This is a genomic window from Ruegeria sp. N4, assembly GCF_056531425.1.
The window spans coordinates 140,706-155,551 of record NZ_JBQFLT010000005.1 but is presented as its reverse complement, the minus strand read 5'-3'; the positions used below and the strand labels follow the sequence as shown (position 1 = coordinate 155,551).

Annotated in this window: 16 protein-coding genes; 1 reads left to right on the top strand and 15 read right to left on the bottom strand. The window is 60.8% G+C overall.

Annotated features, from left to right (window positions below):
• The first annotated feature begins 31 nt into the window (after positions 1–31).
• Positions 32–694, top strand: a complete 663-nt coding sequence (pdeM, locus tag ACR0LW_RS10150; RefSeq protein WP_170454277.1) for a ligase-associated DNA damage response endonuclease PdeM — start codon at positions 32–34, stop codon at positions 692–694.
• A 2-nt stretch (positions 695–696) separates the two neighbouring features.
• Here the strand turns inward: pdeM and ACR0LW_RS10145 are convergent, their stop codons facing one another.
• From ACR0LW_RS10145 to ACR0LW_RS10075, 15 genes are all read right to left on the bottom strand, one after another.
• Positions 697–1,440 (bottom strand): LytTR family DNA-binding domain-containing protein, encoded by a 744-nt coding sequence (locus ACR0LW_RS10145; protein ID WP_480882571.1) that lies wholly within the window; start codon positions 1,438–1,440, stop codon positions 697–699.
• Positions 1,441–1,646: 206 nt separating this feature from the next.
• The gene (gene folD / locus ACR0LW_RS10140) at positions 1,647–2,537 is read right to left on the bottom strand and encodes a bifunctional methylenetetrahydrofolate dehydrogenase/methenyltetrahydrofolate cyclohydrolase FolD (protein ID WP_170454281.1); all 891 of its coding nucleotides are present in this window, start codon (positions 2,535–2,537) and stop codon (positions 1,647–1,649) included.
• A 51-nt stretch (positions 2,538–2,588) separates the two neighbouring features.
• Positions 2,589–2,894: a chorismate mutase gene (locus ACR0LW_RS10135; RefSeq protein WP_170454283.1), complete on the bottom strand. Its 306-nt coding sequence runs from the start codon at positions 2,892–2,894 to the stop codon at positions 2,589–2,591.
• Between the two features lie 57 nt (positions 2,895–2,951).
• A complete protein-coding gene (locus ACR0LW_RS10130; RefSeq protein ID WP_480882569.1) occupies positions 2,952–4,628 on the bottom strand; it encodes a formate--tetrahydrofolate ligase in 1,677 nt (558 codons plus the stop codon).
• Positions 4,629–4,793: 165 nt separating this feature from the next.
• Positions 4,794–5,369, bottom strand: coding sequence for an MOSC domain-containing protein (locus ACR0LW_RS10125; protein ID WP_480882567.1), 576 nt, complete (start codon positions 5,367–5,369; stop codon positions 4,794–4,796).
• A 96-nt stretch (positions 5,370–5,465) separates the two neighbouring features.
• Positions 5,466–7,382, bottom strand: coding sequence for an ATP-dependent zinc metalloprotease FtsH (gene ftsH / locus ACR0LW_RS10120; RefSeq protein ID WP_170623751.1), 1,917 nt, complete (start codon positions 7,380–7,382; stop codon positions 5,466–5,468).
• Between the two features lie 76 nt (positions 7,383–7,458).
• Positions 7,459–8,718, bottom strand: a complete 1,260-nt coding sequence (gene tilS / locus ACR0LW_RS10115; RefSeq protein WP_480882565.1) for a tRNA lysidine(34) synthetase TilS — start codon at positions 8,716–8,718, stop codon at positions 7,459–7,461.
• Positions 8,709–9,533 (bottom strand): tol-pal system protein YbgF, encoded by an 825-nt coding sequence (gene ybgF, locus ACR0LW_RS10110; protein ID WP_170736875.1) that lies wholly within the window; start codon positions 9,531–9,533, stop codon positions 8,709–8,711. The genes tilS and ybgF overlap by 10 nt, the downstream gene beginning before the upstream one ends.
• Before the next feature lie 4 nt (positions 9,534–9,537).
• Positions 9,538–10,047 (bottom strand): peptidoglycan-associated lipoprotein Pal, encoded by a 510-nt coding sequence (pal, locus tag ACR0LW_RS10105; RefSeq protein ID WP_480882563.1) that lies wholly within the window; start codon positions 10,045–10,047, stop codon positions 9,538–9,540.
• 84 nt (positions 10,048–10,131) lie between these two features.
• Positions 10,132–11,451 carry a Tol-Pal system beta propeller repeat protein TolB gene (tolB, locus tag ACR0LW_RS10100; protein ID WP_170520554.1) on the bottom strand — a complete coding sequence of 440 codons (1,320 nt, stop codon included), beginning with the start codon at positions 11,449–11,451 and terminating at the stop codon, positions 10,132–10,134.
• Complete coding sequence (locus ACR0LW_RS10095) at positions 11,448–12,545, bottom strand: energy transducer TonB family protein (protein ID WP_480882561.1); 1,098 nt, start codon at positions 12,543–12,545, stop codon at positions 11,448–11,450. Before ACR0LW_RS10095 ends, tolB begins: the two co-directional genes overlap by 4 nt.
• A 15-nt stretch (positions 12,546–12,560) precedes the next feature.
• Complete coding sequence (tolR, locus tag ACR0LW_RS10090) at positions 12,561–13,031, bottom strand: protein TolR (RefSeq protein ID WP_170454296.1); 471 nt, start codon at positions 13,029–13,031, stop codon at positions 12,561–12,563.
• Between the two features lie 3 nt (positions 13,032–13,034).
• Positions 13,035–13,730, bottom strand: a complete 696-nt coding sequence (tolQ, locus tag ACR0LW_RS10085) for a protein TolQ (RefSeq protein ID WP_480580218.1) — start codon at positions 13,728–13,730, stop codon at positions 13,035–13,037.
• 110 nt (positions 13,731–13,840) lie between these two features.
• On the bottom strand, positions 13,841–14,224 hold the full coding sequence (gene ybgC, locus ACR0LW_RS10080; RefSeq protein ID WP_170454300.1) for a tol-pal system-associated acyl-CoA thioesterase: 384 nt from the start codon (positions 14,222–14,224) through the stop codon (positions 13,841–13,843).
• Entirely contained in the window at positions 14,221–14,844 is a 624-nt protein-coding gene (locus ACR0LW_RS10075) for an RNA methyltransferase (RefSeq protein WP_170454302.1), read from the bottom strand. The genes ybgC and ACR0LW_RS10075 overlap by 4 nt, the downstream gene beginning before the upstream one ends.
• Between the last annotated feature and the right edge of the window lie 2 nt (positions 14,845–14,846).

Below are 14,846 nucleotides of genomic sequence, written 5' to 3'. Positions count from 1 at the left end.
GCGCAACACTGAAACATATAATGAACTTACCATGAACAAATTGGGATTTTCCTTTTGCGGTGCGGATCTTTTTGCCCTGCCCTCCGGCGCGCTCTGGTGGCCGGGGCAGAGCATGCTCTGCGTCTCGGACCTGCATCTGGGCAAGTCCGAAAGGATGGCGCGGCGCAGTGGATTGACCCTTCCGCCTTATGACAGCCGTGAAACGCTGGATCGGTTGTCGGCGGACCTTGACCGGACAGGGGGTGAGGTCGTGGTTTGTCTGGGCGACAGCTTTGACGATCTGGACGCTTCCAGCGCTTTGGCAGCGGATGAAAAGCTGCGAATAGCGGCGCTGCAAGCTGGTCGACGTTGGATTTGGATCGAAGGCAATCACGATCCGGGACCGATCGAGCTGGGCGGCGCACATCTGTCTGAATGGACCTGCGGGCCGCTTGTCTTTCGCCACATCGCACAACCCGACGCAACAGGCGAGGTTTCAGGGCATTTTCACCCCAAAGCGCGTTTGACGCTCAGGGGCAGGTCGATTTCCCGGCCTGCCTTCCTGCTGGACCACGCCCGGCTGATCCTGCCAGCCTACGGCACCTATACCGGCGGGCTGCGCAGCACAGATCATGTTCTGACGACGCTATTGGGACCTCGGGCCAAGGCCATTCTGACCGGCCCAACCCCTCAGATGGTGCCGATGCCACGTTAGGCTCAGATCAGCCCGTCCTCTTCCAGCATGGGCTTGTACTTGCGGCTGACGGGCACGAGATCGCCATTGACCAGTCGCAGGAAGGTTTTGCCCTCGGCCTTCTCGACACCCATGATCGACGCGTCCGTAACCCAATGCGAGCGATGCGAGCAATGGCCCGGTACAGGCTCCATTTCATCGATGGCGTCTGTCAGTCGGGACCGAATTGTGAACGTCCCCTCAGAGGTGACGACATTCACGTTGTGGTCCTTCACGGTCAGGCGGAAAATCTTGCCTTCGAACCCGGCGGGCAACCGTCGGACCAGTCGCGGCTGGACAGGTTTTTCTTCGACCTCCCGCGTATGCAGATCACCGCGGCGGACCAGCACAAGACCTGCGGCGAACAGGATGCCGTAGACGGCGACCGCATGCGCCTTGGGCGCCATCTTGCCGATACAGGTGAAACACACCCAGGCCAGCAACCACAACATCGGCGTCAGCAAAGCCAGCATCACGGTGGCAAAAGCAAGATCACGCCACGGCAGTTTGACCAGCACCAATTTGTCACGCAGCAGTTTCCGGGCAGTCCATGTCGCGCTGAGTGCGATGATCATCACACCGACCCAGAACACAAGGCGCAGACCGAACGGCAATTCCCCGTCCATGAAGGGCGGAAACACATAAGCCAGCAATGGTAGAAAAACGAGCGCCGCGACGATGCGCTGAGGGCTTAGAACAGTTCTGATCTCACTGACTTCGATATTCATACGTATTCCGAGCGCAATTTCCCGCGTCACACAAACACTTGCCCGGAAAACTACGATCTTACTTAGTAACCACTTGGAATATCGGACATATCACGAAATCGAATACAAGCAAACCCATTCAAAGAAATGCCCTGCCCCCGGATATAGGGGACAGGGCATCTTGAGTATTCCGGGTTATAGCACGGGATGCACCCGCGCCAGCAGGGTCAGGCGGTCAGACCTTCGGGTTCCGGCAGACCGTTGGCACGACAGCACGCGGTCAGTGTGTTGGCCAGGAGGCAGGCAATGGTCATCGGACCGACGCCCCCCGGAACCGGAGTGATCGCGCCTGCGCGCTCTGCCGCGCTGGCATAATCCACGTCGCCCACCAGCTTGTTCTTGCCGTCACGTTCGATGCGGTTAATGCCCACGTCGATCACGGTGGCCCCTTCCTTGATCCAGTCGCCCGGCACCATCTCGGGGCGGCCCACGGCGGCCACGACGATATCGGCGCGGCGGACCACATCCGGCAGGTCCTTGGTGCGCGAATGCGCGATGGTCACGGTGCAGCTGTCGCCCAGCAGCAGTTGCGCCATCGGTTTGCCCACGATGTTCGACCGCCCGATCACAACCGCATCCATCCCGGACAGCGAGCCATGGTGGTCGCGCAGCATCATCAGACAGCCCAGTGGCGTGCAAGGCACCATCGACTTCTGACCGGTCCCCAGTAGGCCCACATTCGAGATGTGGAAGCCATCCACATCTTTGGCCGGATCGATCGAGTTGATCACCAGGTCTTCGTTCAGATGCCCCGGCAGCGGCAGTTGCACCAGAATGCCGTGAACCGCCGGATCATTGTTCAGCCTGTCGATCAGCGCCAGCAGATCCTCCTCCGAAGTGTCGGCCTCCAGCTTGTGCTCGTACGAGTTCATGCCGACCTCGACAGTCATCTTGCCCTTGGACCGCACATAGACCTGGCTGGCCGGGTCCTCGCCCACCAACACCACCGCCAGACCGGGCGTGATGCCGTTTTCTTCTTTCAGCTTTGCGACCTGATCGGCGACCTGAGCGCGCACCTTGGCGGCAAAAGCCTTCCCGTCGATAACCTGGGCTACCATCCTGTGATCCCTTCTTTCAAAACGGATCGGGCGCAGGAAGCGCCCGGTTTCTCAGTCAGGGCCGAGCACGCGCTCTTCCCGCGCGATCGACCAGTCAATCAAAATGCGCCACAGCTTTTCGGCCAAATCCGGGTCCATGCCCAATTCGTCAGAGCTTGCGCGCACGCGCTGCACCACCTCTTCAACACGATCCGGGATACGGGCCGGCAGGCCCTCGGCCGGTTTCAACTGGGATGCGCGGTCGATATAGCCCGCGCGCGTCACCAGCAATTCGATCAGTTGGCGATCCAGCTTGTCGATCTGAACCCGCAACTCCGGCATCGAGTGACAGTCTTGCGGCAGTGTCAGAATGGACATTTTAATCTCCTGTGGTCCGGGGATACCCCCGAACCACGAGATGTATCATTCAGGCGCTTAGAACAAGCCCTCGATCTGGCCTTCGTCGTTGAGGCGAATCGTCTCAGCCGCGGGTTTGCGGGGCAGGCCGGGCATGGTCATGATCTCACCGCAGACAACCACGATGAAGCCCGCACCGGCGCTTAGCCGCACCTCGCGCACCGGAACCGAGTGGCCGGTAGGCGCGCCCCGCAGGGTCGGGTCGGTCGAGAACGAATACTGGGTTTTCGCCATGCAGACCGGGAGGTTGCCATAGCCCGCGTCTTCCCATTCGCGCAGCTGATTGCGGATCTTGTTGTCGGCCAGAACCTCGTCAGCGCGGTAGATGCGCTTGGCGATGGTTTCGATCTTTTCGAACAGCGGCATCTCGTCAGGATAGATCGGCGCGAAGTTCGCGGTGCCGCCCTCGACGATTTCGACCACTTTCTCGGCCAGCGGAGCCGAGCCTTCGGACCCCAGTTCCCAGTGACGTGACAGAACCGCCTCGACCCCGTGATCGCCGCAATAGTCTTTCACGGCCTTTACTTCGGCATCGGTGTCGGTGACAAAGTGGTTGATGGCGACCACAACCGGAACACCGAACGATTTCACGTTTTCGATGTGACGGCCCAGGTTGGCGCAGCCCGATTTCACGGCATCAACATTCTCGGCACCCAGATCAGCCTTGGCCACGCCGCCGTTCATCTTCATCGCGCGCACGGTGGCAACCAGCACCACAGCCGACGGAGCGATGCCCGCTTTGCGGCACTTGATGTTCATGAACTTCTCGGCACCCAGATCGGCCCCGAAACCCGCTTCGGTCACGACATAGTCTGCGACTTTCAGAGCGGTCTTGGTCGCGATGACCGAGTTACAGCCGTGTGCGATGTTCGCGAACGGGCCACCGTGGACAAAGGCCGGGTTGTTTTCCAGCGTCTGCACCAGGTTCGGCTGCATCGCGTCCTTCAGCAGAACGGTCATCGCGCCTTCGGCTTTGATGTCGCGGCAGTAGACCGGGGTCTTGTCGCGGCGGTAGGCGACGATGATGTCACCCAGACGCTTTTCCAGATCCTTCAGGTCGGTCGCCAGGCACAGGATCGCCATAACTTCGGAAGCCACGGTGATGTCAAAACCTGCTTCGCGCGGGAAACCGTTGCTGACGCCGCCCAGAGACGCCGTGATCTGACGCAGCGCACGGTCGTTCATGTCGACCACGCGACGCCATGCAACGCGACGGGTGTCGATCTCGGCCTCGTTACCCCAGTAGATGTGGTTGTCGATCATCGCCGACAGCAGCGAGTGCGCGCTGGTGATGGCGTGGAAGTCGCCGGTGAAGTGCAGGTTCATTTCCTCCATCGGAACAACCTGCGCATACCCGCCGCCTGCAGCGCCGCCCTTCATGCCGAAGTTCGGGCCAAGCGAGGCCTCGCGGATACAGATCATCGCGTTCTTGCCGATGCGGTTCAGACCGTCACCCAGACCCACAGTGGTCGTGGTCTTACCCTCACCTGCCGGGGTCGGGTTGATCGCGGTTACAAGGATCAGCTTGCCGTCTTCGCGGTCCTGCACCGAGTTGATGAAGTCCTGGCTGACTTTCGCCTTGTCGTGGCCATAGGGCAGCAGATCGGCGGAATCGATGCCGATCTTGGCGCCGATTTCCTGAATCGGCTTCTTGTTCGCTTCGCGGGCGATTTCGATGTCGGATTTGTAGCTCATTGGCCAGGGTCCCTGATTGAATGCCTTGCAAAACCGACGCAGCGCGTCGGCGCTGTGCAACCAATACAGTCGTACACAATTCCGATGGCTATGGATTCCGACATATTCATGCCGCGAAACGGCGTCGCCGGATATCGTGAGTTTCAAATCGGAAACGAATGGGCCTTATGGCTGCCAGATTGGCTGATCAGGGACAAACAATCGCATTTTGTCGCCAATTCGCAGGGAACCGGGTCGTTCGACCCAACCCGTCACCCCACGCCGCCCTTTAGCTGCGGGTTTGAAGGCGGCACCGTGACCGCTGAGATCCTGTTCAATCTCACGCCCCGGCAGAACGCAGGGGGCGTTTTCCATATCCACGGTGATCGTCGCACCGTTGTCGGCCTGCAAGCGCGAGGATGGCGGAACATGCGAAAAATCGGGAATACCCTTCACGACGATCGACGCCCCAAGGTACGACGGATCAAGATCATCCAACCCCATCTCGGCCGAAATCCCGGCCAATTCCTCGGCCGACAGGACCGACAGCTGCCTGACGTTCCTGATCTCGGTACCCTGCGGATACAGGTTCTTGACGCGCACGCAGGACGCCCGGTTAAGCCCTTCATGTCGTTCACCGCGCACACCGTCGAAATCTAGCTGCAAGGTTTCAACCGGCTCAGCCCGCAACGACTGCCCTGCCGGTACATGGCCCAGCCAGATCACTTCGCCTGCGTATTCGGTTTCGCGCAAAAACGGCATGGGCCTTCCCTTCTTTTCAGCGTCCTTGCGCGCATAATGCCCAGCACCGACCTGATGAAAAGAAAAAACCCGGAGGCTGGCTCCGGGTTTTTTTGTTTATGCAGTCGGCTCAGGTTCCATACCACCTTCGGGCGGAGATTTCTTCGGCTTGGTCTTGGGAATGGCCGTGACGCTGGGCGCGCTGCCCTCATCCGGCTTGTCGCCTTCGTCGTCGCCTTCGGTGGGCGACTCGCCATTCATGACCCGCTTGATCTCGTCGCCGGTCAGGGTTTCGTATTCCAGAAGCCCCTGCGCCAGACGTTCCCAAGCCTCGTTCTTATCGGTCAGGATTTTATGGGCGCGCTCATAGCCTTGCTGGATCAGGCGCTTCACCTCTTCCTCGATCAGCTCTTTGGTATGCGCAGAAACCGAGAAACCGGCGGTGTTGCCCTGATAGCCTTCATGCGCTTCGGCATAGTCGATATTGCCGACCTTGTCCGACATGCCCCAGCGCATGACCATCGCGCGGGCCAGTTGGCTGGCCTGCATGATGTCGCCTGCCGGACCGTTCGAGACGTGATCTTCACCGTATTTGATGACCTCGGCAGCCTTACCGGCCATGGTCATGGCCAGCTTCTGCTCACACTCATCACGGTGATAGTTCAGACGGTCCATTTCCGGCAGAGACACAACCATACCCAGCGCACCACCGCGCGGAATGATCGTCGCCTTATAGACCGGATCGCACAGCGGCAATTCCAGACCGACCACAGCGTGACCAGCCTCGTGATAGGCCGTCTTTTCCTTTTGGTCCTGGGTCAACACCATCGAGCGACGCTCGGCCCCCATCATCACCTTGTCTTTGGCATTCTCGAAATCTTCCATGGTGACAAAGCGACGACCCACACGTGCGGCCATCAACGCGGCCTCGTTCACGAGGTTCGCCAGATCGGCACCCGAGAAGCCCGGCGTCCCGCGCGCGATGATGCGCAGATCGACATCGGGGCCCAAGGGGGTCTTGCGCGCGTGAACGCCCAGGATCTTCTCGCGGCCTTTGATATCGGGGTTGCCGACAGTCACGTTCCGGTCAAACCGGCCCGGACGCAGCAGAGCCGGGTCCAGAACGTCTTTACGGTTTGTGGCCGCCAGAATGATCACGCCTTCATTAGCCTCGAACCCGTCCATCTCGACCAACAACTGGTTGAGCGTCTGTTCGCGTTCGTCGTTACCACCGCCGTAACCAGCACCACGATGGCGACCCACGGCGTCGATCTCGTCGATGAACACAATGCAAGGCGCGTTCTTCTTGGCCTGCTCGAACATATCGCGCACGCGCGACGCGCCGACACCCACAAACATTTCAACGAAATCCGAGCCCGAAATGGTGAAGAACGGCACGCCTGCCTCACCTGCAATGGCACGGGCCAGCAGCGTCTTACCGGTACCCGGAGGGCCAACCAACAGCGCGCCCTTGGGAATCTTGCCGCCAAGGCGCGAGAATTTCTGCGGGTTGCGCAGGAATTCGACGATCTCTTCCAGCTCTTCCTTGGCCTCGTCGATGCCTGCCACGTCGTCAAAGGTCACGCGGCCATGCTTTTCGGTCAGCATCTTGGCCTTGGACTTGCCAAAGCCCATCGCACCGCCTTTGCCGCCGCCCTGCATCCGGTTCATGAAATAGACCCAGACACCGATCAGCAGCAGGAAGGGCAACAGCGTGATCAGGAACGACTGGAAACCCGATTGCTGCTGTTTCTCAGCGCGTACGGGGATGTTTTCGTCGATCAGCAGTTTGGTGACCTCGGCATCGCCGGGTTTGATGGTCACGAAGGTCCCGCCGGTTTCTGTGGTATAGCGAATCTGTTCACCGTCCAGCGTCACATTCTTGACCTCACCGTTCTGCACGGCGCTGACAAAGTCGGAATAGGTTCGTTCATTGCTCTGAAGTGTTCCGCCTGGTCCGCTGAACAGATTGAACAGTGCAAGGATCAGCAAGAACAGAACGACCCAGAAGGCGATATTGCGAGCGTTGCCCAAGGAAATTCTCCCAAAAGATATCAGCAGATGGGGATCTGCCGGGTTGTCTCTTAAAATAGAGAGGATTGTGGCAGGTTCAATGCGATAAAAAAGAAGCGTAGAACTCGGGCCAGTCTGTCGCGGGCTTTGCGACCCACCCGTTTGGGAAACCTGCCAGAGGGGCCGCGCACAGGTCATCCCCGCGCCAGACCGCTGGCGAGGACTGCAACGCAAGGCGCGGGCGACCGGTCGCGCGCCAATCCGGCAGCAACGCCAGACCGGCCTCACCCAATGCGCGAATTTCCATGCCGTGGAGTGCGGGGCCGGTCAGGACCCAGCGACCGTCCCAACTGTCTGGCGGGGATGATGAGAGGTTGCAGACGGCCTGAAACTCTCTGCAAATCCAAGTATTCCCGCCCCTTGGCACCAGCAGGCAGCCGTTCAACGACCCGGCCTGCCCGCTTTGCAGGGCATCAATGGCCTGATCCACGGCCGTTTGGCGCGGGGGGTAACCGGGTCCGGAAATCCAGGCCACTATGCCAATCAGTACGCGCCGCTGGATTTCAGCGGGCAGCGCGGCAAACGCCGACCGATCAAGACACACGTCCCCGTCAACAACTGTGGTGGTCTTGCGGGCGGAATCCTGCGCATAAAGCGCCAGTGCCTCACGCGCTTGTGCAAGATTTTTTGCCACACGCGAGAGGGATTCTGCAGTTACGCCCAAAGGTTCCAGCCCGGCCAAAGCCTCGCGCGCCTTGATCCGGTCGAACCTTTTGTCCTGATTCGATGGGTCCTCGATCCATGTGAGGCCCGTTTGGGTCAGGTGGTCACGTAGGCGTTGACGCGTGATCCCCAGCATGGGCCGGATCATTTCGATGCCGTCCCGATGATGCGATACAGGCATCGCTGCCAAACCGGTGACACCAGCGGCGCGACCCAGTCGCATCAGCACCGTTTCCGCCTGATCATCCGCCGTGTGACCCAAGGCAATCATCGGAATCTCATTCTGCCGCGCCCAGTCCGTCAGCAGGGCATAGCGCGCCTGACGCGCTTGATCCTGCAAGTTTCCCTGACCATCCCAACCTTGCCATTTCAGAACGTCGTGTCGAAGCCCAAGTTCAGCCGCCTGCCCTGCAACCAACCGCGCTTCCTGCGCGGCTTCTGGGCGCAGGCCGTGATCCACGGTGGCGACGCGTAGGTTAACACCTTCGTACGCCGCAATCTCAGCCAGCAGATGCATCAACGCCACCGAGTCGCCCCCGCCCGAGACGGCAACGCCCAGCCGTTGCGGCAATCGTTCAGGCAGTCGCGCGCGGATTTCGGATGTCAGGCTGGTGGGGGTCTTGCTCAAGAACACCCCAAGGTGGCCATTTCCTGCGTGGCGCTTGCCGCCGGGCCAGAGGAGGGGAAGCGCACGCCGACCTCGCTGAGTGTGATGCAGGCCTGCTCGGTCTGGCCCAAACGGCCAAGCGCCGCACCCAGTTCGAACAGGGCATCGGGCGCAACGGCCCCCTCGGAATCCCCGGTGAAGCTGGCCAGAAACGCCCGCGCCGCTTCGCGTGTATCGCCCAGACCTTCCAGCGCCTGCCCGCGTTTCAGATGCGCCTCGGGAGCCAAAGGACTGCCGGGATAGGAGGTATCAAACTGTGCAAACATCGTCGCGGCAGTTTGGAAATCGCCATCGGCCAGCGCTTGCGAGGCATCGTCGAAATCCGCCTGCTCGCCCACCGCCAGTTCACCTTGGTCCGAGGTACTGGGCTGCGTGGGCGCAGGGGTGATTGCGGCGGTCGTCTCAGTTTCTCCGCCCAGCGTTGACGTCTCTCCCAAAGTGGACAGATCGCCGCCTTCCAGTTCGACCAATCGGAACTCAAGATCCCCGATCCGGTTGGTTCCATCGGTCACGATATTCTGCACCCGCTGGTTCAACTGCTCGGTCTGGCGTGTCAGCCGCTGCAACTCGGCCTCAATCGCGTCTACGCGCTCAAGGACCGAACTGCCGGACAGGTTTGGCGCGGGCGAGCCGGTGGTCGAAAACTCGCGCTTCAGGCGCTGTATTTCCACATGCAGCACCGTCAGTTCCTGCCGGATATCCGCCAGAGTCTGCTGATCCTGCGCTTGCGCCACGCCCGCCGTTGCGACAACTGCGACCAAAACCCATCCTGCAAGTCTCATCGTCTTACCCCAAGGTTGAACCGGTCAGCACCGTCACCGCGCGGCGGTTTTTGGAATAGCAGTCCTCGGTGCTGCAAATCTCGATCGGGCGTTCTTTTCCGTAGCTGACGGTCGTCAAACGATTACCCGCCACGCCGCGCGAAATCAGGAACTCACGCGCCGCATTGGCCCGCCGTGCGCCCAGCGCCAGGTTGTATTCGCGCGTGCCCTGCTCATCCGCGTGACCTTCGATGGTGGCCACGTAATCCGGGTTGGCCAGCAGCCATTCGGCCTGACCCTGTAAAACTGTCTGCGCCTGCGGTGACAGAGTCGACTGATCCACCGCAAACAACACCCGATCCCCAACCGTTTGCTGGAAATACGCGGGTGAGCGTGGATCACTTGGCGAACCCGGTACAAGCGCGCCACTACCACCGCCCGAGCCGAAGCCCCCCAAATCCGAAGGATCATTGCTGGTGCAGGCCGCAACAACGCTCAGCGCGCCTACGGCCAGGATTTTGCCCAATACGTTCATCTCATGTGCCTCGTTGTCTTGTTTATTGCCGCCTGTCTATCACAGAGACGGTTTGTTGTGAACTTTGCCGCGCTTTTGCGGTGATCAATTCTGCAACGGCCCCCAGGACGGGTCGCTGCCCCCGTCCGGCGTGCGCACCGGGCGCAGGTTTCGACCTGATATATCCACCGAATACAGTGTCGCCCGACCGCTGGCACCCTGCGTTTCGCGGGTAAACATGATGACGCGCCCGTTCGGCGACCATGTTGGCCCTTCATCCAGGAAGGACGAGGTCAATAGCCGTTCCTCATCTCCATTGGTGCGCATCACACCGATATGGAACCGGCCTTTGTTTTGCTTGGTGAACGCAATCAGGTCACCGCGCGGAGACCAGACGGGCGTGCCATAGCGGCCCTGACCAAAGCTGATCCGCGTCGCCTCACCGCCATTGGCGGGCATGACATACAGCTGAGGCGTCCCCGAACGGTCGCTTTCAAAAACGATCTGGCTGCCGTCCGGCGAATAACTGGGTGCGGTTTCAATCGCGGGTGTGTTGGTCAGGCGTGTGCTTTGGCCCGAGGCCAGATCCATCTTCCAAAGGTCGGTATTGCCGCCCTGAATCAGCGAATAAACAATCGACCGCCCATCCGGCGAGAAGCGGGGCGAGAAGCTCATGGTGCCGCCCTGCGTGTTCAGCTCCTGCCGCCGCACGCTGCCCACGTCCAACACATAGATGCGCGGGCTGCCAGTTTCATAGCTGGTATACAGCAGCCGGTCACCGGTCGGCGAAAAGCGCGGGGCGAGAACGATGGCGGAACTGTCGGTCAGGTACTGAACATTCGCCCCGTCGTAATCCATGATCGCCAACCGCTTGAGGCGCTGATCCTTGGGGCCGCTTTCCGACACAAACGCAACACGGCTGTCGAAATACCCGCCCTCGCCGGTAATCCGGCTGTAGACCTGATCGGCCACCTTATGCGCCATCCGCCGCCACCCGTCGGTGGTTCCGGCCAGTTGCAGACCGTTGCCCAACTCCTGCCCCGAGAACACATCCCACACCCGGAACCGGACCGTCAGACGTTTACCCGAGACATTCACCGCCCCGGTCACCAGCGCCTGCGCGTTGATCGCTTTCCAGTCCGCGAACTGGACAGGCGCGTCAAAGCTGCTGACACGGCTGATGAACGCGTCCGAAGAGATTTCGCGGAACAGCCCCGTTCCGGTCAGATCAGCCGCGACGACCCGGGATATATCAATGGCATATTGCGACGCCGAAGGCCCGTCCGGCACGAAATTCGGAACCGCAAAGGGCAAGGGTTCGATGATCCCTTCGTCGATTTCCAGACGCAACGGCCCGCTTTGCGCGTATACCGGGGCCGACATCAGGGTCAGACCAAGGAAGAGGCTGGTCAGAAGTTTCATCATTTGATCCGCATCCTCTCGGGATTGAATGTAATCTCAATATCCTGCCACTGATCGTATTTGTCAGCAGGCAGATCGTATCCACGCGCGCCACAGCGCAAAATTGCACGCCTTGCCGCCTGATAAGCCTGATTTTCAGCACCCGCAGACCCGCCAGAGCTGTCCAGCAGCCGAACGCTTCCACCGACCACCGTCCCATCGGGGTTGAGTGAAAAGCCGACGACCACAACCACATTCAGCGCGTCGGTCGACAATGAGCCGACGTTCCAGCACTGAGACACCGCCACGCGCATTGCGTCTTTCTCGCCGCTGGTCAGCGGCGGGCCGGACGGTTCGCTGCCTCCGCCCAAGGCTTCGGCCAAGGCGTCATTGATGGCATCGTCATTGGTTTGCGCCGGCGCTTCCGGCTCGGGATTCGGGGTTTCGGCCACCTCTGGCTCCGGCGCAGGTGCCGGGCGGTTGGGACGCACACGTGGACGCGGCGAGGTCAGCGGCGATTGCTCCTCGGTTTCCTCGGCCTCTGTCACGATCTCGGGCGCGGCCTCTTCTGGGGCGGTCTGATCCTGCTGTTCCTGCTGCGTCTCGGCGCCCTCGTCTAAGGACACAGGCGGCGTTTCCACCTCGTCCGGCTTGGCTTCGGGCGGCGGTGGCGCGATGGCTTCGGGCGCGACCCGCTCGGACGGGCTGGGTTGCGCCTCGGGGCCCGGCGGCAGGGGCAAGGCTGCTGTTTCCGGTTCCGTCAGAGTCGGAGGTTCTTCCGGCAACTCGGGTTCTGGTGGTATTTCAACCGTTTCCGGGATCGTCTCAGGTTCCGGTTCTGGCGGGGCCACGGGTCCGGGGCGCGGCTGTTCTTCCGGCGTTGCCTCGGGCGTGCTGGCCTCAATCTCGGGCTCCGGAGGTTGTTCCAGGGTGCCGGGCTGTTCCGGCACCTCGGGCGCGTCCGTCTGCGCCTGAAGCGCCGCAAACTGCTCAGACGAAATCACGGAAACATCCTGCACAGCCATCGGCAACGGCTCGGACCGGAAGGTGCCGCCGAACAAGGCCCAGCCGATCAGGCCGACATGCGCAATCGCCGAGATTTTGGTGCCGGTATCCACCGCGCAACCCCACCTTTACCCATCGTCCAGCGTCGGCCCGCCGGTATCCGTCACCAGACCCACATTCGAAAACCCGCCCGCATTCAGCGCGCCCATAACCTGCATGACCTGCGCGTAGGGGATCGCCCCGTCTGCCCGCAGGAATACGCGGTCGCTGCTGCGTTCCGCCGCGATGGCGCGCAACCGTCCGACCAGTTCTTCCCGCAACACATCCGTGGTCTGAATCTGAACGCGCCCATCGGCTGTCAGGGTGACGGTCAGCGGCTCTTCACTGTCGCCGGGCAGCGCACTTGCGGCGGTTTTGGGCAGATCAACCGGCACGCCAACTGTCAACAACGGAGCCGCCACCATAAAGATGATCAGCAAAACCAGCATGACATCGACAAAAGGCGTCACGTTAATCTCGGCCATAGGCTGCGCGCGCCCACGCCGCCGTCCGCGTCGGCGCCCATTCCCGCCCGAGGGTTGCTGAACCGCCGCCCCCATGTCTCAGCTATCCAACTGACGCGACAGGATTGTCGCGAATTCATCGGCAAAGGCTTCGTAACCGCCTACAATCCGGTCACTATCCGCGCTGAGCTTGTTATAGAAAATCACCGCCGGGATCGCAGCCAGAAGGCCCAAACCAGTGGCCAACAGCGCCTCGGCAATCCCCGGAGCAACCACGGCGAGGTTGGTGTTCTGCTGCTCGGCAATCTCGATAAAGGCATTCATGATGCCCCACACCGTCCCGAACAGGCCAATAAACGGCGCGGTCGAACCAACGGTGGCCAGAATGGGCAGCCCTTTCTGCAAGGTCTCAGCCTCTTTCGCGATAGCCACATCCATCGACCGGTCAATCCGCGCCGTCGCCCCGGCAATCAGCCCGCCATCGGTACGATGCGACCTGCGCCATTCGATCATGCCAGCGGCAAATATCTTTTCCGAACTGCCACCGGGCTGCGTGCCGATCTGTTCGAACAACTCATCCAGAGGGTTCCCGGACCAGAAGCTTTCATCAAACACCTGCGCCTCGCGTCGAGCGGCCCGGTAGTTGATCAGTTTCTGAATGATGATCGCCCAGGACCAGATGGACGCCCCAACCAGCATCAACATCACCAGTTTGACGATAAAGGTCGCGCGGGCATACAGCCCCCACATGGAGAAGTCGATCTCCTGCGCCAGCGCCAGCGTTTCAGCTTCCATGAACCTGCTCTTTGTTTTTGCCTGACGGCCGTTCGTTTGGCCTTGTTTTGCCAAACGCTAACGCAGTTGGGGCTGAAAAGCCAACAGAACCACCCTTGCCCTACAAATTGTTACATCAATGCGCGAATCTCTGCCGGAAGGCGGATCGGCTTGCCGTCCTTGTTGATGCACACGGCGGTGACCGAGGCGCGGAATATCTCGGTCTCACCCCGCCGCACAAGCTGCGCCATGGTCAGGCGCACGCCCGATATGTCGGTCACTTCGGTTTCGACAATCAACTCGTCATCAAACTTCGCAGGCGAAAGGTAATCGGCCTCGACCCGGCGCACGACCCAGACAATGCCTTCCTCGCGCATGGCGTTCTGGTCGTTGCCAAGATTGCGTACCCAATCCGAACGCGCGCGCTCGATAAACCGCAGGTAATTCGCGTGATAGACGACGCCGCCCATGTCGGTGTCTTCATAAAAAACGCGCACCGGGTAGATGTGTTTCATTGCGACGGCTCCAACCGGGCAAACAGCCTGAGCGCATGTGACACATCCTGCGCCGCCCCCGGCAAAACAGGATCATAAGCAGCCCGGATCAGCCCGGCAATGTCAGGCCGCAGGATCGTCGCCCCGCCCGCCACAGCCAAGGGCGACTGCGCGCGAAACGCGGTGTCGGACCACAGCAGGATGGTCTGCACCACTTGACTCAGCGCAAGGGTTTCCGCGGGCACCTTGGACAATTCCTTATCCATTCGCAGGAACACAAAGGCCGCCCGGATCGCGCCATCCTCTTCAAACCTGAAAATCCGGTATTGATTGGCATCCGCGTCGACCAGACGCGCGACCAGAGGCCGAAGATCTGGAACAAGTCGATCCAGATCCGGCACCTCCAGCAGTTCCTGCCAGTCGCGAAAGAAGAACACCATGCAATTGGCACCCAATTCAGGGTCGGTCTCGGCCATCTTGTGCCCGGCCAGCGTCACCACCGCCTCGAACGCGCCTTTGACGGTCGCCAGCGTCTCGTCCTCGACCCCAAAAACAATCGGCACAATGGGCCGCCCCCAACGCGCAAACAGGAACTCACCGCTTTCACGCGTAAACAGTGCCTCAATCTGATCGGGTGTCACGC

Bases quoted from the DNA above. Each gene is read 5' to 3' on its own strand.
- pdeM (WP_170454277.1), top strand. From the start codon at position 32: ATGAACAAATTGGGATTTTCCTTTTGCGGTGCGGATCTTTTTGCCCTG.
- ACR0LW_RS10145 (WP_480882571.1), bottom strand. From the start codon at position 1,440: ATGAATATCGAAGTCAGTGAGATCAGAACTGTTCTAAGCCCTCAGCGC.
- folD (WP_170454281.1), bottom strand. From the start codon at position 2,537: ATGGTAGCCCAGGTTATCGACGGGAAGGCTTTTGCCGCCAAGGTGCGC.
- ACR0LW_RS10135 (WP_170454283.1), bottom strand. From the start codon at position 2,894: ATGTCCATTCTGACACTGCCGCAAGACTGTCACTCGATGCCGGAGTTG.
- ACR0LW_RS10130 (WP_480882569.1), bottom strand. From the start codon at position 4,628: ATGAGCTACAAATCCGACATCGAAATCGCCCGCGAAGCGAACAAGAAG.
- ACR0LW_RS10125 (WP_480882567.1), bottom strand. From the start codon at position 5,369: ATGCCGTTTTTGCGCGAAACCGAATACGCAGGCGAAGTGATCTGGCTG.
- ybgF (WP_170736875.1), bottom strand. From the start codon at position 9,533: ATGAGACTTGCAGGATGGGTTTTGGTCGCAGTTGTCGCAACGGCGGGC.
- pal (WP_480882563.1), bottom strand. From the start codon at position 10,047: ATGAACGTATTGGGCAAAATCCTGGCCGTAGGCGCGCTGAGCGTTGTT.
- tolB (WP_170520554.1), bottom strand. From the start codon at position 11,451: ATGATGAAACTTCTGACCAGCCTCTTCCTTGGTCTGACCCTGATGTCG.
- tolR (WP_170454296.1), bottom strand. From the start codon at position 13,031: ATGGGGGCGGCGGTTCAGCAACCCTCGGGCGGGAATGGGCGCCGACGC.
- tolQ (WP_480580218.1), bottom strand. From the start codon at position 13,730: ATGGAAGCTGAAACGCTGGCGCTGGCGCAGGAGATCGACTTCTCCATG.
- ybgC (WP_170454300.1), bottom strand. From the start codon at position 14,224: ATGAAACACATCTACCCGGTGCGCGTTTTTTATGAAGACACCGACATG.